Source organism: Chitinophaga sp. S165 (assembly GCF_003182155.1).
Classification (GTDB): Bacteria; Bacteroidota; Bacteroidia; order Chitinophagales; family Chitinophagaceae; genus Chitinophaga.
Window position 1 is genome coordinate 209348 of the sequence record NZ_QGTG01000006.1, and the last position, 21411, is coordinate 230758.

At 45.2% G+C, this 21411-nt stretch carries 21 protein-coding genes; 9 read left to right on the forward strand and 12 right to left on the reverse strand.

Annotation, left to right across the window (positions count from 1 at the left end; all coding sequences use genetic code 11):
* Positions 1-41 precede the first annotated feature (41 nt).
* From C7475_RS22215 to C7475_RS22225, 3 genes are all read right to left on the reverse strand, one after another.
* Positions 42-884 (reverse strand): sigma-70 family RNA polymerase sigma factor, encoded by an 843-nt coding sequence (locus C7475_RS22215; RefSeq protein ID WP_110055600.1) that lies wholly within the window; start codon positions 882-884, stop codon positions 42-44.
* A 38-nt stretch (positions 885-922) separates the two neighbouring features.
* Positions 923-1384 (reverse strand): carboxymuconolactone decarboxylase family protein, encoded by a 462-nt coding sequence (locus C7475_RS22220; protein WP_110055601.1) that lies wholly within the window; start codon positions 1382-1384, stop codon positions 923-925.
* 85 nt (positions 1385-1469) lie between these two features.
* Positions 1470-2315 carry an alpha/beta fold hydrolase gene (locus tag C7475_RS22225; RefSeq protein ID WP_110055602.1) on the reverse strand — a complete coding sequence of 282 codons (846 nt, stop codon included), beginning with the start codon at positions 2313-2315 and terminating at the stop codon, positions 1470-1472.
* A gap of 139 nt (positions 2316-2454) precedes the next feature.
* Between C7475_RS22225 and C7475_RS22230 the strand changes: the two genes are divergently transcribed.
* Both C7475_RS22230 and C7475_RS22235 read left to right on the forward strand, forming a co-directional pair.
* Complete coding sequence (locus C7475_RS22230; RefSeq protein ID WP_110055603.1) at positions 2455-2814, forward strand: VOC family protein; 360 nt, start codon at positions 2455-2457, stop codon at positions 2812-2814.
* A 94-nt stretch (positions 2815-2908) separates the two neighbouring features.
* On the forward strand, positions 2909-4147 hold the full coding sequence (locus C7475_RS22235; RefSeq protein WP_110055604.1) for a TlpA disulfide reductase family protein: 1239 nt from the start codon (positions 2909-2911) through the stop codon (positions 4145-4147).
* A 96-nt stretch (positions 4148-4243) separates the two neighbouring features.
* Here the strand turns inward: C7475_RS22235 and C7475_RS22240 are convergent, their stop codons facing one another.
* From C7475_RS22240 to C7475_RS22250, 3 genes are all read right to left on the reverse strand, one after another.
* Positions 4244-4543, reverse strand: coding sequence for a YtxH domain-containing protein (locus C7475_RS22240; protein ID WP_110055605.1), 300 nt, complete (start codon positions 4541-4543; stop codon positions 4244-4246).
* Between the two features lie 60 nt (positions 4544-4603).
* Positions 4604-5326, reverse strand: a complete 723-nt coding sequence (locus C7475_RS22245) for an SRPBCC family protein (RefSeq protein WP_110055606.1) — start codon at positions 5324-5326, stop codon at positions 4604-4606.
* A 147-nt stretch (positions 5327-5473) separates the two neighbouring features.
* Positions 5474-6115: a hypothetical protein gene (locus C7475_RS22250; protein WP_110055607.1), complete on the reverse strand. Its 642-nt coding sequence runs from the start codon at positions 6113-6115 to the stop codon at positions 5474-5476.
* Positions 6116-6273: 158 nt separating this feature from the next.
* On the opposite strand from C7475_RS22250, the gene C7475_RS22255 reads away from it, so the two are divergent.
* Positions 6274-7116 carry a DUF1080 domain-containing protein gene (locus C7475_RS22255; protein ID WP_110055608.1) on the forward strand — a complete coding sequence of 281 codons (843 nt, stop codon included), beginning with the start codon at positions 6274-6276 and terminating at the stop codon, positions 7114-7116.
* A 72-nt stretch (positions 7117-7188) separates the two neighbouring features.
* On the opposite strand, the gene C7475_RS32810 is transcribed toward C7475_RS22255, so the two are convergent.
* Complete coding sequence (locus tag C7475_RS32810) at positions 7189-7377, reverse strand: hypothetical protein (RefSeq protein WP_146217618.1); 189 nt, start codon at positions 7375-7377, stop codon at positions 7189-7191.
* A 182-nt stretch (positions 7378-7559) separates the two neighbouring features.
* Between C7475_RS32810 and C7475_RS22260 the strand changes: the two genes are divergently transcribed.
* Complete coding sequence (locus C7475_RS22260; RefSeq protein ID WP_110055609.1) at positions 7560-8681, forward strand: acyltransferase; 1122 nt, start codon at positions 7560-7562, stop codon at positions 8679-8681.
* Positions 8682-8736: 55 nt separating this feature from the next.
* Here C7475_RS22260 and C7475_RS22265 read toward each other — a convergent pair whose 3' ends face one another.
* Positions 8737-10116, reverse strand: a complete 1380-nt coding sequence (locus C7475_RS22265; protein ID WP_233259929.1) for a glucoamylase family protein — start codon at positions 10114-10116, stop codon at positions 8737-8739.
* 32 nt (positions 10117-10148) lie between these two features.
* Positions 10149-10937: an MBL fold metallo-hydrolase gene (locus C7475_RS22270; protein WP_110055611.1), complete on the reverse strand. Its 789-nt coding sequence runs from the start codon at positions 10935-10937 to the stop codon at positions 10149-10151.
* Positions 10938-11221: 284 nt separating this feature from the next.
* Here C7475_RS22270 and C7475_RS22275 point away from each other — a divergent pair, with 284 nt between their 5' ends.
* From C7475_RS22275 to C7475_RS22285, 3 genes are all read left to right on the forward strand, one after another.
* On the forward strand, positions 11222-11932 hold the full coding sequence (locus tag C7475_RS22275) for an RNA ligase family protein (RefSeq protein ID WP_110055612.1): 711 nt from the start codon (positions 11222-11224) through the stop codon (positions 11930-11932).
* Entirely contained in the window at positions 11916-13028 is a 1113-nt protein-coding gene (locus C7475_RS22280; RefSeq protein WP_110055613.1) for an ATP-binding protein, read from the forward strand. Before C7475_RS22275 ends, C7475_RS22280 begins: the two co-directional genes overlap by 17 nt.
* Positions 13029-13098: 70 nt before the next feature.
* A complete protein-coding gene (locus tag C7475_RS22285) occupies positions 13099-14304 on the forward strand; it encodes a multiheme c-type cytochrome (protein ID WP_110055614.1) in 1206 nt (401 codons plus the stop codon).
* A gap of 86 nt (positions 14305-14390) precedes the next feature.
* On the opposite strand, the gene C7475_RS33030 is transcribed toward C7475_RS22285, so the two are convergent.
* The 3 genes from C7475_RS33030 to C7475_RS22295 all read right to left on the reverse strand — a co-directional run bounded on the left by C7475_RS33030 (position 14391) and on the right by C7475_RS22295 (position 17654).
* Entirely contained in the window at positions 14391-14561 is a 171-nt protein-coding gene (locus tag C7475_RS33030; RefSeq protein WP_158286582.1) for a hypothetical protein, read from the reverse strand.
* A gap of 45 nt (positions 14562-14606) precedes the next feature.
* On the reverse strand, positions 14607-15170 hold the full coding sequence (locus C7475_RS22290; protein WP_110055615.1) for a hypothetical protein: 564 nt from the start codon (positions 15168-15170) through the stop codon (positions 14607-14609).
* A 273-nt stretch (positions 15171-15443) separates the two neighbouring features.
* A complete protein-coding gene (locus C7475_RS22295) occupies positions 15444-17654 on the reverse strand; it encodes a TonB-dependent receptor plug domain-containing protein (RefSeq protein ID WP_110055616.1) in 2211 nt (736 codons plus the stop codon).
* A gap of 231 nt (positions 17655-17885) precedes the next feature.
* Here C7475_RS22295 and C7475_RS22300 point away from each other — a divergent pair, with 231 nt between their 5' ends.
* Complete coding sequence (locus C7475_RS22300) at positions 17886-19340, forward strand: DUF1080 domain-containing protein (RefSeq protein ID WP_110055617.1); 1455 nt, start codon at positions 17886-17888, stop codon at positions 19338-19340.
* A gap of 19 nt (positions 19341-19359) precedes the next feature.
* Positions 19360-21339: a hypothetical protein gene (locus C7475_RS22305; protein WP_110055618.1), complete on the forward strand. Its 1980-nt coding sequence runs from the start codon at positions 19360-19362 to the stop codon at positions 21337-21339.
* Positions 21340-21411: the final 72 nt, after the last annotated feature.

Consider the following 21411-nt stretch of genomic DNA (forward strand, 5'->3'; position numbering starts at 1 on the left):
GCCGGCGGGCAGCTGTTCTGCGGAATGGCTGCCCTCTTTTATCACCTTCCCATATTCTTCAGCTTATCCGGATCAAGCACCGTGGAGATGCGCTGGATCTTGTTATCATCCGGCGAGATAGAAAATACCTGGCAACCGTACAGTTTAGTGCCCAGGAAGAACAGTAGTGCCGGCTCATGATTGATCATTGTAAACTCAAAAGTGAATTCCCGCTGAAACTTGTCGAACACATACACCAGCAGCTGGGACACATCGTGTATACCAGTGCAGAACTTCTTCGCCACATTGACCTTTGTACCACCGTCTGCATGAAACACAATGTCCTGCGAAAGCAGATTTTCCAGTCTTTGAATATCGCCCTTACGCATGGCATGCAGGTATTGGTCCAGGATAGCGGCTGAAATGGTTTTATTGGTTAGTGGCGCTCCCCGCTTGCGCTGATCGAGTTTCCCCTTTGCACGGCTGAGCAGTTTACGTGATTGTTCAACTGTACCCGAAAGGACTTCGGCTATCTCTTCATGAGAATAACCGAAGCCTTCTTTCAGTATAAATACAGCCCTTTCCTTAGGGTTGAGTGCTTCCATCAGAATAAGCATTGTATAAGAACCGATATCCCGTAGGTGAAGCGATTTATCTGCTTCCTCTGTAGCTACAGGTTCGGGTAACCAGACGGAGTCGTAGTTGACTGTTTTACGCTTGTTCTTAGCATTGATCGACTGATTGATAACACTGCGCACCAGGTAGGCTTTTTCATTCTCTATTCCTTCCTTCTGAGCGGAGACATAATTGGACAGCACGTCCTGTATCGTATCCTTCGCATCTTCTACGGAACCGAGGATATTATAAGCGTATGGGAACAACGTATGTTGATAATCTTGCAGCATGTTCTATTAAGTGATCCGTTGCTAAAATAAGTTAGTTTTTATGCATACTGGCCAACTTGATAATGACCAGGTACAGTCCTGAATGTTTTGTTGATCCTGTTCCAGGTATTAACAGTAGAAATAGCCAGTGTGAGCGTAGCTATTTCTTCCGTAGTAAAATGCTCAGTCAATGCATCGTAAATGTCATCGTTAATATCCTGCTGATTCGCATTGGTTAAGGCTTCTGTGAAGGCGAGCACTGCGCGTTCCTTTGCATCAAAATAAGGCGTTTCTCTCCAGGCAATTACCCCATGTAACCGCTGGTGCGTTTCCCCGTGATGAATAGCTTCTTTAAAATGTATATCCAGGCACATAGCGCAGCCATTGATTTGGGATGCCCGGTAATACAACAGGTCAAGCAGTTTCTGCTCAATGTCGCATTTCTTCAGATAGCCACCGATCTTACTTAATCCGGTCATCAGGTCAGCAGGCAATTCCTGGAAGGAGATTCTTTGTGTCATATTCGTAGTTTTTTAAGGTAATTAAATCGCTTACGGTAATATGACAGATCAGGAATTAAAAACGTGACAGGATTTTAAAAAAAAATTATGGAGTGGCCAGGAATGCCAGTATCCTGGCCAGTACCTGCGGGTCCCGGATAATGCGGTAATGCCCCTCTCCACGGATCTTAAATGCTTCTACCTCAGGATGTTGCTGTAAGAAGTCTTCAGACCGTTTAGGAGAAATGATCTCATCATTTTCATCATAGATGAACAACATATGGTCCACTTTAACAGATTTGAACTGTTTATGCATGTCCAATGACATCATATCATCCTTTAAAGTATCCTGCACGATACCAGGTATTACGTCCCTCACCTTATTATTAAGGCCCAGCTGGTCATAAGCATCATCAAAAATGGCAGGCGCCGAAATAGACGATGCCATAATGATCAGCTTCGGAATACGCACCTGCTCCCTGGCCAGGGTAAGTGTAGCCGCAAGTCCGCCGAATGAATGGCCGATAATAGCATAAAGGTCTTTATTGGTATCGAGAAATGCAGTAATAACATGCATCCACTGAATGAGATTGCTGTTTTTACCACCTGTGAAACCGTGGGCCGGCTGATCAAAAGATATGACCTGGAAGTTGTGCTCAACAAGCGTTTGTATAAGATGACTGAAATCAAGTGCGCTGCCTCCCCAGCCATGCAGCAAAAGGACTTTCTTTTCACCCTCGCCCCAGGTATATGTTTTCACCTTTATCTGCTGTTTACTGAAGGCATATGCAGTAAGTGGCGTATCGGTTTCTTTTGCTGATTCCCGCAGTGTAAGGTGATGCTGCCGGAAAGATCTCTTTGGAGGCTTACTGAAAAAATGCAGGAATGTTTTCGCCGCCATCCGTGGAGATATACTGCCGATGATCGAAAAGGCTAACTTATACTTTTTCATGACGTTGCTTTAAACGCCTGATAACTATAATGAAATTATAGCCGGACGTGATGCCAAAGGTAAGTGCTATATAGGGATAGTTTGTAATACTGAATAAGTTTTTTACTTTAGGAACAACTTAAATCGGAAGCAAGGAAAGATGGTACAATTAAATCTGGTAGTGATCAAAACTAATAAACAGGAAGAACAGGTCAGATTTTACAACGCTTTAGGAATTACATTCAGTCATCATCGCCACGGAAATGGTCCCTACCATTATGCAGCTGAATTGGATGGCTTTACCTTCGAAATATATCCTTTACCTAAAGACGTAACAGAACCTGATACTACCACGCGCCTCGGCTTTACCATTGAAAGCCTGAATGATACGCTGAAAGATCTTGTGGAAATAGGAGTGGAAACAGTACAGGCACCCGCCAGTACCGAGTGGGGATATGTTGCTGTAGTAAAAGATGCAGATGGCCGCAGGATCGAGCTGGTAGAAAAATTGATAAAATGAGGTGACGGGAAGTGGATTCTTTTACTATCTTTGCTTTACTCTACTAATATTGTAGGATATATAGAAAACAGATCAGATAGACGTAAACAGCAATATGAACAAGCTTTGGTTTTTGTTATGCCTCCCGGCATTTATCTTTGGAACACAACTGGAAAAATGGGACCTGGAACCTGGCGTATGGCAGGCTAGCCTGCACAGGAAAGATGGCGCAGACATTGTTTTTAACTTCGAAGTAAAAGACAGCGCCCGTCAGAAACTTGTATACGTAATAAATGCAAACGACCGTTTGCTCGTAGATGATGTGAAGATCCAGGGCGATTCTATTTTCATCAAAATGCCTTTCTTCGACTCTGAATTCAGGGCTGCTTTCGGTAAAGCAGGCCGTATCCAGGGTAACTGGATCCGTCACCTGGCAGACAGGGACGTCAGCATCCCTTTTACAGCTGCACATAATGTAAAACACCGCTTCGTGCAACATGAACCTGCAAAGGGAGATGTTACCGGCCGCTGGTCCACCTGGTTCACCACACCCGGTAAAAATGATTCTTCTTATGCTGTTGGCGAATTCAAACAGCAGGGAAATATTGTGCATGGCACATTCCTGACGCCTACCGGCGACTATCGTTTCCTTGAAGGTATTGTAGATGGCGATACACTGAAACTCTCCACCTTCGATGGTTCTCATGCCTACTATTTCACCGCGCTCGTAAAGAACAACACGCTGGAAAACGGTATCTTCTATGCCGGTATCGGTGATGGTAAGGAAAATTGGACAGCTGTTAAAGATGATAAAGCTGCGCTGCCCGATGAGAAAGCACTTGCTTCCGCTAAACCCGGTAACAGCAAGCTGGATTTTACATTCCCTGACATCAACGGTAAGAAAGTAAGTATTAAGGATAAACGTTTCGAAAACAAGGTGGTAGTGATCACTATCATGGGTTCATGGTGCCCTAACTGTATGGATGAGACAGGATTTCTGTCAGAATGGTATAAGGCAAATAAAACACGTGGGGTAGAAGTGATAGGCCTTGCTTACGAGCGAACTACCGATTTCGCTAAGTCTCAGAAAGCGTTGCAGGGCTTCCTGAAACGCTTTGATGTGAACTATCCGGTACTGATCACAGGTGTGACTACCAGCGATCCCGAAAGGACAGAAAAAACTTTACCACAAATAACTAAGATTAAAGGCTTCCCAACCACTATCTTTGTTGACAAGAAAGGAAATGTGCGGGAAGTACATACCGGATTTTCCGGTCCTGGTACAGGCGAACACTATGAAACGTTCAAGAAAGAATTTAATGGCCTGATAGATAATCTGCTGGCAGAAAAATAGTACATACTAACTAACCCAAATAAATAAAGTGGCGGTAGCTGATATAGCTGGACCGCCACTTTCTTTTTTTGCTGGTCATCCGTTATATATAATTTTTTAAACAGCTTCTTTTTTAAAGTTCTGGAAGGTCTCAATAGCCTCATCTATCAGCGTGAGGATCCTTTGTTTTACATCATCTTTCATGCCGGTAACTTCGTGCTCAATGATATATTTCAATTCACTTAACCCATCAGCGCCTTTGCCTAATATACGTTTAACACGTCCCTGCAGATGATGGGCTGACTTTTTGATCTTCCTACGGGTTTCCTCACCGCTGTCGGGAGCTGTCAGCAAACCAATAGCCAATCCTGCAGCCACACCCACCAATGCTCCACATAAAATTTTTGCAGTGCTCATAGTAAAAGAGTTTTAAGGTGTAATAAAAAGACTATAATGAATTTTCAAATATCGGGCCGGTTAAGCCGTGATCTCACCCGTTTCCACATAATGCTTGAAACGCATCACATCTTTCTCCACCATGTTATGGAACGCACTGTTCAGTAACCACGCCAGTCCCGTACCTACATAACCTGCCGGTGGACGATAAGCGATCACCACAGATATCTCTGTGCCTCCGCCGATAGCATCTTCAAAAGTCACCTTACCTGCTGTCGCGATATTCGAGCCTGGTGCTGAACGCCAGCCTATAAAAGCGCCTGCCTCGTCCTTGATGATCTCGGCATCCCATTCCAGGGTCCCGACGCCTCCGGGGCCTTTAACCACCCAATGGGAATGAAAATCGTCATGTTCCGTAATAGACGCCAGATGCCGCATAAAATGAGGCAGATTTTCCAGCTTTCTCCAGAACTGGTATACCTCATCTCTCGGTCTGTCAACAATGAACTTAGTCCTGACCTTTATAGTCCGGCTATGTTTTTCGCCCATTCTTCTTCCGGCATAGGCAGAAATAGGACAATTCCCTGATATTCCCCTGTATAGCAGGTAACCGCCGGCTACCAGTCTGAATAAGCTTCTGATGGGATGTTTTGTAACATTGTTGATCGCGGAATTCGTAAGCAGCGCACCACCTATGATCGATGCAATACGGCCCTGTTTGCTTACATTCAGGACATTTGACTGCTCGTACAACATAGTAGCGCGGGGCTCGCCGTGTCCGTTTAGACTATTATATGTACTCATAAACAATGGGTTTTGAAATAGATAAGCTAAAATCTTGCTCGAATCAGAATGTATTAATAATCAGTTGTTTATTGTATTTTACTATTGTGGAATTGCGTATAAAATTGCACATCTGGTCTACATCATCATTCCCGTTAGGAGTGGTGCCTAATTCCCGCCCTCAAACTCTTTTTCCAGTTCCCTGAATATCTCATTCCCCCAATGTGGTTCAAGCTCGTTCTTAGGCTTAAATTCGGCAAACCGCTGCCCGGCTTCCTCCACTATCGGAGCAGCCTTTTTCTTACCGCCTCCGAACAGGGCGGGCGTATGATATATCACCAATGCCTTCATCAGGTATGCCCTGGGGTTAGCACTGTCGGCTGCAATGGCTTTATCTGAATAATTACGGCTATCAGGCCCCAGCGAGATACCCCTTGAGTTATTGGCATTGATACGCGCCGACAACCAGTAAGCCATCAGTGTCAGTGTCTCAGTATTGCCCGGTTGCAGGTCAAGTGCTTTCTTTACATAAGGTTCTGCTTTATCAGTAGTGGGTTCTGCCTGTCCTTTTGGGGCCTTAAAGGAAGATTGCGTATACGCCCAGCCGGTATAATATTGTAACAGCCACTCTTCAGGATGCGCCGTTGCCAGCTGACCGATCTTTTCCGCTCCCTGTTGCCAGACGGTAAAGTCAGTGGTTTTATTCAACTGTTCAAGTTCACCTTTCAGCGTGTCCTTCCAGTCTGTCTGTCCTTGTGCTATTAAGCCGGTTGTCAGCAACACCAGCAGCAGTGTAGTAAATGCTCTCATAAATAGTCTTTACATCTAATGGTCTAAATTATATGCCAACTTCCGGCTGTATACGAAACAGATATTGTTGCCCCTTTGTTGAGGTTGATGCCATCAATGAAAATTGGGAGAAATATTTACCGTTTAGTCCCTATCTTAAAGCCATAAATTACTGACGTATGAAAAAACTATTTACGTGCGGGTTGCTGCTATTGACGCTGACGGGAATGTGCCAGAAGAAAAAAAATAATGGCTGGATACAGCTGTTCAACGGGAAAGACCTGACCGGTTGGGATATCAAGATCAAAGGACATGATCTGAATGAGAACTATGGCAACACTTTTCGGGTAGAAGACGGATTGCTGAAAGTGCGTTATGATCAGTATACCAACTTTAACGAACAATATGGCCACATCTTTTATAAGAAGAACTTCTCTGCTTACCTGGTAGTGGTAGAATACCGCTTCGTAGGAGAGCAGGTTGCAGGTGGTCCGGGTTGGGCGCTGCGTAACAGCGGAATAATGCTGCATGGTCAATCTGCTGCCAGCATGGGTAAAGACCAGGACTTCCCCATCTCATTGGAAGAACAGTTGTTAGGTGGCAACGGAACAGATCCCCGTTCTACGGCCAACTTGTGTACGCCCGGTACTAATGTAGTCATGAACGGCAAACTGATCACGGATCACTGTATCTCTTCCACTTCAAAAACTTATCACGGCGAACAATGGGTACGGGCTGCAGCGTTGGTACTGCGCGATTCCGTGATCAAACACATCGTGTTCAATGATACCGTTATCGTATACAATAAACCGCAAACAGGTGGAGGAAACGTACTGAATGCAGATAGCACACTTGTGCAGGCAGGACGTTTGCTTAAAGAAGGATCTATCTCCCTGCAAAGTGAAAGCCATCCGGTCGATTTCAGAAAGGTAGAAATATTCGACCTGGAGCCATATATGAACGATCCGGTAAAACTAGAGGCTATCCTCCGGAAATTACAGAAACAAGGTAAAAAGAAATAAACAGCACCAAAGGATCAGGAATTAATGATAGCCATCGTAGCACCTTAACTCCTGGTCCTTCAGTGCCTTCATTTAGCTATTTATTGCTACTGTTGGTCGCTGGAACGTAGTGTCAGGAATATGAAAGTCCACAGCGCCATGCGGCGGACGTGGAGGCTTTGGTGGTTTCGGCGGACGAGGAGGTGCATGGCCAGGTGCTACACAACTTGCTCCTGTTAACAACAATCCCAACACCACAGGCAAAAATCTGATCTGTTTCATGTCGTTTGTTTTTTAATCCACTGTTATAGAAACAAATTATATGCCGTTACACAGTAACCCTGTTATTGCTCACTTCCACCGGATCATCCTGCTATAAGACCGCTCATAAAAGTCCACGGAAAGATCACAGGATCTCCGTAATTTCATGTTCTGCAACAAAAATCCGCAGCCACCCTTTTTTCATGTCACAGATACCAGGAACCGGCAAACACTTTGCCGGATTAGATCATTTGCGCGCCTTCGCAATCTCTTTTGTCTTCATTTACCATTACCGCATCTTCAAACACCCCACATGGATAGAGCCTATCGGCAGTTTCGGTTGGACAGGCGTAGACCTGTTTTTTGTGCTAAGCGGTTTCCTGATATCTTCACAGTTGTTTGCACAGATCAGTAACAATGAACAGATTTCCTTCAAAGAGTTTTTCCTTAAACGTTTCTTCAGGATCATCCCTGCTTATCTCACTGTACTTGCATTGTATTTCCTGGTGCCCGCTTTCCGTGAAAGAGAGGCGCTGCCGCCACTCTGGAAGTTCCTCACCTTTACGCAGAATATCGGTCTGCATCTGAAGGACAACGGTACCTTTTCACATGCATGGTCATTGTGTATAGAAGAGCAGTTCTATTTTCTCTTTCCGATCATACTGATCATGCTCGTGCGTTGGAAAGCTTTGAAAATAGGCCCCTGGTTGATCGGCATTTTATTTATCGGTGGATTTGCTATCCGCTTATTCAGCTGGTTCGCTATTCTGGAACCCGTTCAGGGAACAGGCGATTATTGGGTGACATGGTATATGTGGATGTATTATCCGACGTTCACACGCCTTGATGGATTACTTACTGGTGTTACATTAGCGGCTATCTTCCAGTTCCTGCCCCTTGTAAAGCAAAAGGTCATGACACTTGGAAATAAATTACTGCTGATAGGTTTAGCTTTGTTAACAGGCGCATGGTTCCTTTGTGAAGAGCCGTCTACATTTTATGCATCCATTTTCGGCTTCCCGCTAATCGCTATCGGCTATGGTGCAATGGTAGCAGGAGCTGTAAATGAAACAGGATTCCTGCATAAAAACAACTTACGTTTCACCGCTACATTGGCGATGCTGTCTTACGGTATCTATCTCTCACATAAAGGCGTAATACATCTTACGCAGCTGTGGGTAGGAAAACTAGGTATAGAGGAGGAAAGTACCACTATGTTTATTATCTGCACTATCACTTGTGTGCTTGCTGCATTCTTATTGAACAAGGCCATCGAAAAGCCTTTCCTGAAACTCAGGGGACGTATCCTCGCCAGGCTATCGTAAATACATCTCATATTATTAGGGCCGTTGACTGACTATAGCAACGGCCCTGGTAGTATCATTTATCCAGGTAAGGACTTTCAAATCCTAGTTTCTTTAATCCCGATTTTACTTCCGGACAACTCATAAATAATTTCCAAAGTAACCCGCTGCGATAGTTCTCCATCATAACAACAGCAGGCCCCTGATCTATTGCCAGATACCGCTGTGGGTACCAGTTGTTGGTTTCGCTGAATGCATCATAAAAACCATACTTACCAAACACTTTATCACGCATATCCTTATACCAGTGCACCATTGCCTGTTTTGAATATTCCGGGGTATAAGGCATGGAGGAAATAGCAGCAGTAGGAGAGATGACACCCAGATCATTGTTGTCGCCGGGAGCATGTGCTGCATAACCGTTCACAGAATAACTGGCGGTCAGTCCCCAGCTATCAGGGCCATAGCCCTTATACTTTTTAGGGTTCTCCACACACCATTCACGATTGATCAACGTATGATTCACATTGTTCTCCCAATAGTCTGCATACTTATCTTTCAGACCATGCGGATCAAGTCCGAGGTAAGAATAATGCGACCAGAAAAGCGGTCCGCCATATTGTTTTGCGAAGTTGTGTGACAGCTTCAGGGTATGCCCGTAAGCTGTAATACTGTCTCTGATAGCGCCGCCACGAGCCCATCCCTCATGATATACTTCCGCCGGAACGCCATGTGTAGGTGACGAAGCAGCCAGCACGTACATGATCAGGCACTCATTATAGCCAGTTACAGGGAAGTTCATCTCCCATTGATAGTTAGGCGACCAATGCCAGTATAACACGTTCTTGCCATTCCTGTACCAGTTCCAGTCAACCTCCTTCCATAGCTTGTCAACTTTTGCCGCAAGCGCTTTCTCCTGTTCATTGCCGGTGGCAAAATATTGTCTTACACATAACAGGCCCTGTATCATAAAAGCCGTTTCTACAAGATCTCCGCCATTATCCTTTTGTCCGAATGGTTTTACCTTACCATTCTCACCGTACATCCAATGCGGCCAGGCGCCATGAAAACGATCTGCGTTCTCAAGAAAGGCGACGATCTTCGTCATCCTGTCCAATCCTTCCTGCCGGGTAATATAACCCCTCTCAATCCCAGCGAGAATAGCCATTACGCCAAAGCCGCTGCCACCGGAGGTAACAACGTTCATATCATTCTCCGGATAATCGCCATCCACATGGTAACGCTCTCTCGCCATACCGCTGGCGGGTTCAGCGCCATCCCAGAAATACTGGAACGTATGCGCTTCAACAATATTAAAAATGGAATCCGTCGATAAAGCAGCGGTATCAACAGCTGTACTGTCTTTCGCCGTCTGACGGGTGGAAGGACCTCCACATGACATCATTGCCGCAGGAACTATTGCTCCAAGCAGGCAGAGGAATAGTAAGTTTCTCATGTATGTAATTTAATGTTTTTGATAATGGCATCTTAAAACACGATTACTTCACCATCTTCCGGGATCAATACTTTACCTGCGATACCCTTTTCATTGACATAATCGCGAAGCTCCCGGCGACTAAGCACACAATGATTTAATGCTTCCATATGGATCGCTATTATCGTTGCGTTTGGCACTATTTCATGAACCTTCAATATATCTTCCTTGCCCATGATGATAGCACCGAAACCATCTAACGTAGCAGCGCCTGCATTAAGCACAACAATACCAGGCTGGAAGTTTTTTAGCGTTGATTCCACTGCCGGGATCCAGATAGTATCCGCAGCAAAATACACTGATGGCTCGCCAGGCTCATTAAAATATAAACCTGAAACTTTACCCATCCTTGCCGCCATTTCCGGAATAGCATACAGTGCATCCGGACCATGCTGGCATTCTGTTTTCTGAAAACGGACATTGTCGAACGTAGCGCTCTCACCGAATACTCTGACATCGGTGAAACCTGCTTCGCGAATAACATTGGCGTCATCTTCGTTTTGTGAGAAAAGAGGAGTATCCTTCGGGAGCACCTCTTTCGCTATTTTATCCCAATGATCGGCATGCAAATGTGTAACGATGATTGCATCAGCATTCGCAAGACTTTCCGCTTTTACAGGAAGGTCCGTCAGCGGATTTCTTAGATGTGAATTCGGAGTACCGGGAAAACTTGAATAGGCCTCCTTTTCAGCCAGCATAGGATCGATTAAAAAACGCTTGCCAGCATAGTTAAATACAACTGTTGCATTTCTTATTAACTGGATACTTGTCTTTTCCGCCATATGTTTACATCTTATTGTTACGAATATTGTTCAGGGTAAAATCAGCATCTTACGAAGACCGACCACGTTGGGCAATGGGTTAGTATTATCATTCAAATATAATGAAAAGCAGTTTCGCCCCGGATTTGCAGGTGTGATGGAAATACTTACCTTTGCAACCAATTATAAAAAAACAGACAAACTTTGAGTCATGTAATCTCACAGGCATAATATTGTTAACTACGCCACCTGCATCCTGCAGGAATGGCCTGTGAATCCTTTTGTTTAATAAAAATATCCCCGATATGGCTATTTCCGAAAAATATGGCCGTACCTATCATTTTCCGTTCTCGCCGGGCACTACCAGCGATGATCGCATTCAGCATGATTATTGGCAGTACATTACTGCTATCCCATCACTGATGCATACGGAAAAACTGGACGGTGAAAATAATTGTCTGTCCCGCTATGGTGTGTTTGCACGCTCGCATGTAGCGCCGACCACATCACCCTGGACAGAAAGCCTGCGCCGCTACTGGCAGCTGGTAAAGCATGATCTGGGCAACCTGGAAATATTCCTGGAGAACCTGTATGCAGTACATTCAATCGCATACAAAAACCTTGATCATCATTTCTACGTGTTTGCCATAAGAGAACATGACCGTTGGTTGAGTTGGGAAGAGACCAGCTTTTACGCTGCGATGCTCGATCTGCCAACAGTACCGGTTATCAGACAAATGCAGACGCCACTGGTGAAGGCCGGTTTTGAAAATGAGGTCCTCAACATTGTAAAAGGCCCCGGCAGCTTTAGCGCATGCGACGCTGCAACGGGAACGCCTGCTACAATGGAAGGGATCGTTACTCGCAATGCAGCCGCGTTTCCGGTTCATGCATTCGCTGAAAATGTATTTAAGTATGTAAGAAAGGGGCACGTGAAAACAGATGTGCACTGGACGCGTAACTGGCGCCGTGCCGCCCTGAAAAATGAAGGAGGTAACTATGTGGACGATCACTGAAAATAGATCATGGCCCTACCTGGAGCAGACGTACGATTGGGTGCGCGATATGCAGGATGTGCCGCAGGACCCCGTACATCACGGAGAAGGAAATGTGGCCATCCATACGCAGATGGTACTGGAGGCATTGCAACAGCTGCCTGCATACCAGGCACTGTCTGCGCAGGATCAGGAGATCCTGTGGGCAGCAGCACTATTGCACGATGTAGAGAAACGGAGTACGACAGTAATAGAGCCCGACGGACATATTACATCAGCAGGTCACGCCAGGAAAGGAGAGGGGACTGCCCGGCAGATCTTATACCGGGAAATTCCGGCGCCTTTCCATATCCGCGAACAGATCGCCAAACTGGTGAAATATCATAGCTTGCCATTATGGCTACTGGAAAAACGCGATCCGCTGGGTACCATCATTCACGCAGCGTTACAGGTGAACACACAGCACCTTGCCCTGCTTGCCCGTGCTGATATGATCGGACGCATAGCGCTTGATACTGCCGAACTATTGTACCGTATTGATTGCTTCGAGGAGTATTGCAAAGAGCACCAATGCTGGGGTACAAGCTGGCCTTTCGAAAATGCACAGGCCCGGATGCATTACCTGCGGAAAGGCGATGCTGCTCCCGGCTATGTTCCGTATAAAGCGCCCGCCGTGCAGGTCGTGATCATGAGCGGACTGCCGGGAGCCGGTAAGGATACTTATGTGAAGAAACACTATCCGCAGCCGGAATGGGAGATCATTACCCTGGATAATATCCGTTCGCAGATGAAGATCAGCCCCACCGATAAAAGCGGTACGGGTAAGGTGGTGCAGGCAGCTAAAGAGCAGGCAAGAGTATGTCTGAGGAGTAAGCGTTCATTCGTCTGGAATGCCACCAATACCACCCACCAGATGAGAGAACAGCTGATAGCCCTCTGTTTGCAATACGACGCCCATGTTACAGTCGTGTATGTGGAAGTGCCTTATAAGGAACTATTCCGGCAGAATGGCGGTAGGGAAGCCATCGTACCGCATAACGCCATGCAGAAACTGATCAATAAACTGGAGATCCCTGATCTCACAGAAGCGCATGAAGTCATTTATCATGTACGCTGAAAAATAAAGAACGCCGGTTATTAACTTTACCGGCGTTCTCTTTGTTATTATATTGGATCATACGGTAACAATGAAAAGTCTTATAATCCTGATAATCGTATCTGTGATATTTGCCGGCAGCCTTTTATGCGCCGCCTTTAATCCCGGCCCTGTATCCCCAATGGAAACACCGGCTTTTGCCGGATCAGCGGCATGCGGCTCCTGTCACAGTGAGATCTTCAAAAGCACCCGCCATACCGCCCATTTTCTAAGCTCCGCCCTGCCCGATGATGAACATATCAAAGGCAACTTTACCCCCGGTAAGAACCTGTTTGAATACAATAAATGGATGGTGGTGGAACTGGAAAAGAAAGACAGTGTCTTTCTGCAAACAGCCTATATGAATGGCTTTCCTACAGAACAAAGGGAATTTGGGATTGTGATCGGCTCCGGCAGGAAAGGGCAGACTTACCTGTACTGGGATAAAAATAGCCTCTTCCAGCTACCCGTATCTTACTATACGCCAGGAAACGATTGGTGTAATAGTCCCGGTTATTCGGAAAACTACATCCGCTTTGACAGGGTTATCACCGCTGCTTGTCTGGAATGCCACGCCACGTACGCCGAAGTAAAAGAAAAGAAAGGCAAAAGCACATATAACAAACAGTCTATTCTGTATGGAGTGTCTTGTGAAAGATGCCACGGTCCGGGAGCAGCCCACGTTGCATTTCACACAGCACACCCGGAAGAAAAGAAAGCAAATAGTATCATCAACACAAAACACTTATCACGCCAGCAACGCCTGGATGGCTGTGCGCTTTGTCATTCAGGACTTCGAAAACCTAAACAACCGGCTTTCACTTATATGATAGGGCAGAAGCTGGATGATTATTCCGTTCCCAATTACGACGTGGATACTGTCAGTGGACTGGACGTTCATGGCAACCAGTATGGACTACTGACCGCAAGCAAATGTTTTAAAATAGCAGAGCAGCTGGACTGTTCCTCCTGTCACAATGTACACGTCAGCGAAAGGAATGATATGCTTACATTCTCACAACGCTGTATGAATTGCCATAATCAAAACGGTGTGGCCCATAATACCTGTTCTTTCAAACCGCCCGAAGGTATCTTGCTTAGCAGCAACTGCGTGGATTGTCACATGCCTTTACTGCCATCTAAGAAAATTATGTTGAAGCTTGCTAATGCAACAACAGTAACACCCGATCTGGTACGTACGCATCTGGTAAAAGTCTATCCGGATGCAACGAAGGAATTTCTGGAGAAGAAAAGGTGAGAAACTCTGGCTCATTCATGATTTTCTGCAAAATAGAAAGGCTGACCCATTTGGGCCAGCCTTTAATATTTTCTTGTCTTATAATGCTATAATGCTTTTAAAGCAGCCATAAAAGCATCTGCCTGTTCTTTGGTCTTAATAATGTAATGTAGCGATGATCTGTGACGTGCAGATGTCTTCATCTTAACCGGCTTGCCTGTTAAGCGAGCTTTTTCAATTAAGCTCAAAACCTTATCTTCTACTGTTTTGTCTTTCATAATAATAAAGTTAATATTTTTTGCCGAATTTGGTGTCGACAAGTCTTACTTTGTGTTTATATTAAAAATGAAGTAGTTATACATGAAGTCTAAATGTCGCGGACTGTCTCGTGTAATACTTATGAGGTCGGGTTTAATATCATTAAAATCAAATGGGTTTTCATATTGACATTTGCCCATTCTCGTTATTCTTACATAATACTTCAACGCTCCTATATTGAAGTATTGGCTCAAATAGTCAAAATTGTTTATGATAAAACGATAGTATAGCAACGCCCGTAAATTATCAGAGCCATCAATTCCAATAAAATGATCGCGATTGTTGACAAGATATGCTTGAGCATGCAAAAGAATAGTGGAAAAGACCTTCGAATAGTCTTTATGTTTCAATTGGACTTTATCGTCAATCTCTCCATTAATATCTGGTGGTCCGAACGCCAGATTGTATACATTAGGCAATAAATCATGAGCCTCAGGACTTATTTCTATAATTAACTTTTTTTTGCCCCCATTTGCGAGTTCTGTTTCAAAACTAGCCAATGTCAATTCATTTGATGCCGTACTGATATCATAGACATCATCGAAGTTAATTTTAACTGCGATAGCCATTTAATTTGCTGATTTGGATTAATATTAGAGAGATCTATCCTCTATAGAAAGTGTATAGAGATTGTTTACTAGTAAATGCTAAAATTCACATAACAATGGATATGCTCATTTAAAATCAAAATTCCACTTTTCAATTTATAAATAAGTTAATGACCAGTTAATAATAGATTTTTTTTCATAGAGGACTGTCGTCAATGCCCTAAAACAATTTGGGTTGAACTAAAGTACATTCATACCTCAGTGCAACCCAAATAAAAACTATCTGAATTCCGATCAGAACTTATAACTCAACGTTCCCCTGATGTTAAACGGAGTTCCCGGCGTAAAATGTATCTCCGTAACCGGCGCTGGCTCATCTTTCAATCTGCTCTCCGTTGCAAACTGTGTTTCATTCCATGCAGTATTAAAGATATTTTCAGTGATCACACCAATGGTGAATTGTTTATACTGATAACTGATATTCGCATCAGTAACACAATATCCTTTCGCAACAATACTGTTATCTTCATTCGCAGGACGATGCCCCAGGTAACGTGTATTAATCCCGGCATTAATACCTGACGGATGATGCAGACTAACACCACCGGCCACAGTAACTACAGGTGCCAGCGGAATACGGTCTTCACCTTTTGCAGCCTCATTGGAACGGCCATGTGTATAAGTGAGATCACCATTGATGAATATCCATCTGCCTAACTGATAACGTGCGCCCAGGTCAATCCCTTTACGCGTGGTTTTGCCACTTGGTTCAACAATACCGGCATCACCCACATATACAAATTCCTGTTCCAGGAACAGATACCATAAAGCAGTGTTCACCACCAGTTTCGATACAGGTTTCCATATCAATCCAAGATCAGCGCCGTAAGCACCAGGCAATGTTTCAAGACCTTTCTGGGCTACTACCACACGGGTATCATTGCTATGAAATCCTTTACCCAGTTTTAAGAAATACTGGATCTTGTTACTGGGATTATACAGGAAGTTCAGTTTGGGGCTTACAATAGATTTGCCTTGTGATTGTGTAGCATAAGCAGTAGCCAGTTTATCAACGTAATCAAACTCGAAATGATCCACACGTACTGCCGGATTGATCAACCAGTTACCAAGTTTATATTCAGCACTTGCATAAGCATACAGGTTTGTTTCATTAACGTCTCCCAGTTTCAATTGCTCAAGCGTTGTCTTCCTGTTTACGGTATGTGACAACTCAATGTTATCTACATTATCATTACGCAAACCTACGGCCGCCTTAAACTCAAGTGGATTGCCTCCGGGATAAAAGCTTTTGTTCAACTCTGATTCAAAACCAAAGATGCTCCTGTTTTCTTTCTGCCTGATCTGATCTCCGTTCACAGGATCTTCCAGGAAGAAAGTGAAGTTGGAATACAACTCGAAGTTATAACGGCTGTAGAAAGCAGTGCTTCTTACAAAAGTATTTTCATCAACATGTTTGAGATATTGCAGATTGACATTGGTACGGCTTGTATTACCACCCTCAGTATTGTCAATAGCACCAAAACGGGTGATCAGTCCAGCGTCAATAGCTCTCTGCGGGATCTGACCGCTCGCATCCCATTTGCTGTTAAAGTGGGATACAGACAAGGACAGCTTATCGTTATTGTCCATGTAGGCAGTGTATTTACCCGTCAGGTTAATACGGTTAAAATGTTGTGGAGATACAAAATATCCGTCTGTCATCTGGTAATCTGCCGCAACATATGCAGACTGTTTACCATCATTTACCAGGTTAAACATACCCAGTGTCCTGTAGGTATTGAACTTACCGGCTTCCACTGTCACATTGTTATTGTCAAGCCTTTCTCTCGTTTTAAAAGCAACATAACCTGCCGTAGCAAGATTGCCTTTATCAGCATGATAAGGCCCTTTATCAAAATCAATATTCTCAATGATCTCAGGGATCAGGAAGTGAAGGTCTGCATAACCTTGTCCGTGCGCATGGCTTACCATATTGACAGGCATACCGTCTACGCTTATATTGATATCAGTACCATGATCAATATCAAATCCACGCAGAAAGATCTGCTCAGCCTTACCACCACCGGCATGCTGACCAATGAATAGTCCCGGCACTTTACGCAGCAGTTCCTGTGAAGATTTTACGGGATTAGTTTTAAGATCGATATCAGAAATAATATTCAGATGTCTGATAGAAGAAGTGATCGCCACTTCATTCAGTTCAAGATTGGAAGGCTCGAGTATGATGGTCTGTGATTGCTTTTGAAGTACGAGCACCTGTGTCTTAAAGGAAACGTGCGATACCTTCAGTGTGTCGCCCGGTTGCCCGTCCTGCAATCTAAAGGTGCCAACTTCGTTAGTATGTGTATGAGCACCGGTACGTTGGTTGTAAACAGTAGCCTCCTGCAATGGACGTCTTTCGCGATCATATACGGAGCCGCCATAGTTCTGTGCATAAGCACTAATGGTACATAAAGAGAACAGCAGGGTAAAGATTTTCTGCATATAGGTTGTGTCGGTTTTGGTTAGTAGTCAAAAGTATATGAGGTCACAAAACCGGCAAAGGTAAGGAATTGGTTAACAATTCATTTAATATTTCAGCCATTAAATATTTCCGTTCATCCCTTTTTCTTTTCTATTAACTTGTGTCCGCAATAAAGTATCTCTATATTAGCACACGTCAAAAGGTCTCAACTTTTTATTATTCCACTTTTGACTAAATCTTATTATAACGTTATGTTACTTAGATCGAAGAATCATGCAAGCCGGTCTTTGATGGGGTTCCTGTGTCTCTATGGCATAGGAATGGTAGTTTCCCATCCGGTTTCTGCACAATCACCTGCTTTGCCATTGAAGGACTTATCAGCCTTCCGCGAGCCAGGCCAGAGCTGGAGTATCACCAGCGATGCCTCCGCAAAACTTGACAATCCTCATGTATTAGACGCTGTAGCAGGTACGGGGGTACTATTCAACATGCCGGACAAAAAACATCCGGGAAAAGATCTTTTCTCCACCGAAGAATATGGTGATGTTGACATTGAATTTGACTACATGATGGCGCCGGAGTCAAATTCAGGTATTTATCTGCAGGGCAGATATGAGATCCAGTTACTGGATAGCTGGCAAAACACCAAAGTGCCTAAACCGGGCGACAATGGTGGTATTTACCAACGCTGGGACGACAAACGTCCCGACGGTCAGCAGGGTTATGATGGCCACGCACCTCGCGTGAACGCCAGCCGTGCACCGGGTCTGTGGCAGCACATGAAGATCTCCTTCCTGGCGCCTAAATTCGACGCTTCCGGTAAAAAGATCGCTAATGCACGTATGCTGCTCGTTGAACTGAATGGTGTGACCATCCACGAAAACGTAGAGCTGGAAGGACCAACCCGTGGTTCTATCGGCGGTGGCGATGAAAAAGCTACTGGCCCGATCCGCTTCCAGGGCGACCATGGCGCTGTTGCTTTCCGCAATATCGAGATCAGGAAACCTTCCCAGGCAACCGCTGGTGGCAGGGAAAATAACAGGTTTGCAGATCCTATCCTGCTGGACGCACCAACAAATACACTCCTGCGCAGCTTCATGGATGTGAAGAACAACAAACGTGTTGTACATGCTATCTCCGTAGGAACTCCTGAAAAGGTGCATTATACCTATGATCTTGACAAAGGCATGGTTGCACAGGTTTGGAGAGGCGAATTCCTCGACGTAACACCAATGTGGCACGAGAGAGGAAACGGTTGCTCACGCCCACGTGGCGCCGTGCAGTTCCTCGGTGAGCCATACTTTACTTTAAGCAAACTGGCTTCTCCACAGGCAGCCTGGATGACCGATACAACCGGTTCCGGATATCGTCCTAAAGGTTATGTACTGGATGAACATGACCTGCCTACCTTCCGTTACCAGGTATATGGTACATCAGTATCCGATGCAGTACGTGTTCTCTCCGAAGGCCGTGGCGTACGCCGCGAGCTGACCGTAGCGACGCCTGTTGACGGACTGTATGCTAAGCTGGCAGAAGGTAGCACCATAGAAACACCTTCAAAGGATCTGTATATTATAGATGGAAAGTCTTATTACCTCCAGCTGGAAGATGCCGGTGGTGAGAAACCTGTAATACGTGAAGCAGGTGCGACGAAAGAACTGATCATTCCTGTTCACGGTAAACTGAGCTATTCCATCCTTTTCTAATTCCTTTCGACTATTACAAATGAAAAACATTTATAAGGCATTCATAAAAAAGACCACGTTGTACTCGCTGCTGATAGCCGCGGCAACGGGTGTTACTTCCGGGGTACGTGCCCAGGAAACGCCTAAAGAAGAAGATTTTTATAAGATCCTGAAGGTATCTTCTCCGGAAGGTACGCTGCTGGAAGTGGGTGGTTTGACAGTATTGCCGAATGGTAATCTGGGCGTATCTACCCGTCGTGGCGATGTATATATCGTCGAGAATCCAACCAGCCGCAAACCTTACTTCCGTAAGTTCGCTTCCGGTCTGCATGAAATACTGGGCCTCGTTTGGAAAGACGGAGCGTTCTATTGCGCACAGCGTGGTGAACTGACCAAGCTGATAGACACTAACCAGGACGGTAAGGCTGATGTATACGAAACGGTATACGCATGGCCTTTGTCCGGTCACTATCATGAGTATAGCTTCGGTCCTAAACTCGCACCTGATGGCTCTTTCTTCGTATCCGGCAACGTAGCTTTCGGTAACCAGGAATGGTGGCGCGGTGAAAGCCGTGTACCTTACAGAGGCTGGATGATGCACATTTCCGCAGACGGACAGATGGAACCATATGCGACCGGTTTCCGCTCTCCTTGTGGTCTGGGTATGATCAACGGTGAATTGTTCTATACTGATAACCAGGGTGACTGGTTCGGTTCAGGCGGTGTATGGCAGGTGAAAAAAGGTGATTTCATCGGACACCCTGCTGGTTTACGCTGGACCAATCTGCCTAACTCCCCTGTAAAGCTGACACAGGAAAAATTCTTCTCCCTCGTGGATGAAGGCCGTCCTAAGGATGCGAACGGCAACTACACCAAGCCTGAGAACAGCACCACTGCTCCATTCGTTACACTGATGGACGTGAAAAAGAAGATCCCTGAACTGCGTCTGCCAGCTGTAGTGCTGCCGCACGGTATCCAGGGTATCTCTAACTCCGAGATCGTTCAGATCCCTGAAGGTTCCTTCGGTCCTTTCGCCGGCCAGCTGCTGGTAGGTGACCAGGGGCAGAGTAAGATCATGCGTGTGGTAATGGAAAAAGTGAAAGGTGAGTACCAGGGCGTATCCTTCGACTTCCGTAGCGGCTTCCAGTCTGGTGTGCTGCGTATGGCATGGGCGAAAGACGGTTCAACCCTGTTCGTAGGTGAAACCAACCGTGGTTGGGGTTCTGCCGGTGAAGCCAACGAAGGCTTACAGCGCCTGACATGGAACGAAAAGATGCCTTTCGAAATGAAGACGATCACATCTAAACCTGATGGTTTCGAAATCGAATTTACCCTGCCGGTAAATAAGAAATCTGCAGAAGATCTGGCTTCTTACGCTGTTGAAAGCTTCACTTACAAATACCACTCTGTATATGGAAGCCCGATGGTGAACATCGCAAAGTGCCCTGTTAAAGGAGTAAAAGTATCTGAAGACGGATTAAAAGTAAGACTGATCGTAGATAGCCTGCGCCTGGATTATGTACACAACATCACCCTGGAAGGCGTACGTGAAAAAGACAACTCTTATTCACTGATCCACCCGACCGGTTATTATACACTGCACAATCTGCCGGAAGGCGATAAGCTGCCTTTAAGCCAGGCTAGTACTTTCAATTCCGCTAAAGTTGCTGCTGCTACCGCTGCTGCTGGTAAGACTACGGCTGCAACCAAAGGTGCCGCTGCAAAAGATGCTGCAACTACAGCTAAAACAGCTGCTGCAAAAGTGCCTACTTACGATGAAGTAAAACCACTGCTGGCAAAATATACCTGTCTGGCTTGCCACAACGCAACCAAACGTCAGGTAGGACCAGCTTATGTGGATGTTGCTAAACGTAAATATTCTGCAGAGCAGATCCTGAAACTGCTTGCTAATCCAAAGCCACAGAACTGGCCTGATTACGCAACAGAAATGCCGCCAATGCCGCAGGTACCACGTACCGATGCATTGAAAATTGCAAACTGGATCAACTCATTGAAATAATAATAAGCACCGGCCGGATCACCTCCGGCCGGTTGTTTTTTTGCCCCTCCCTATATTCATAGGGATAAATAA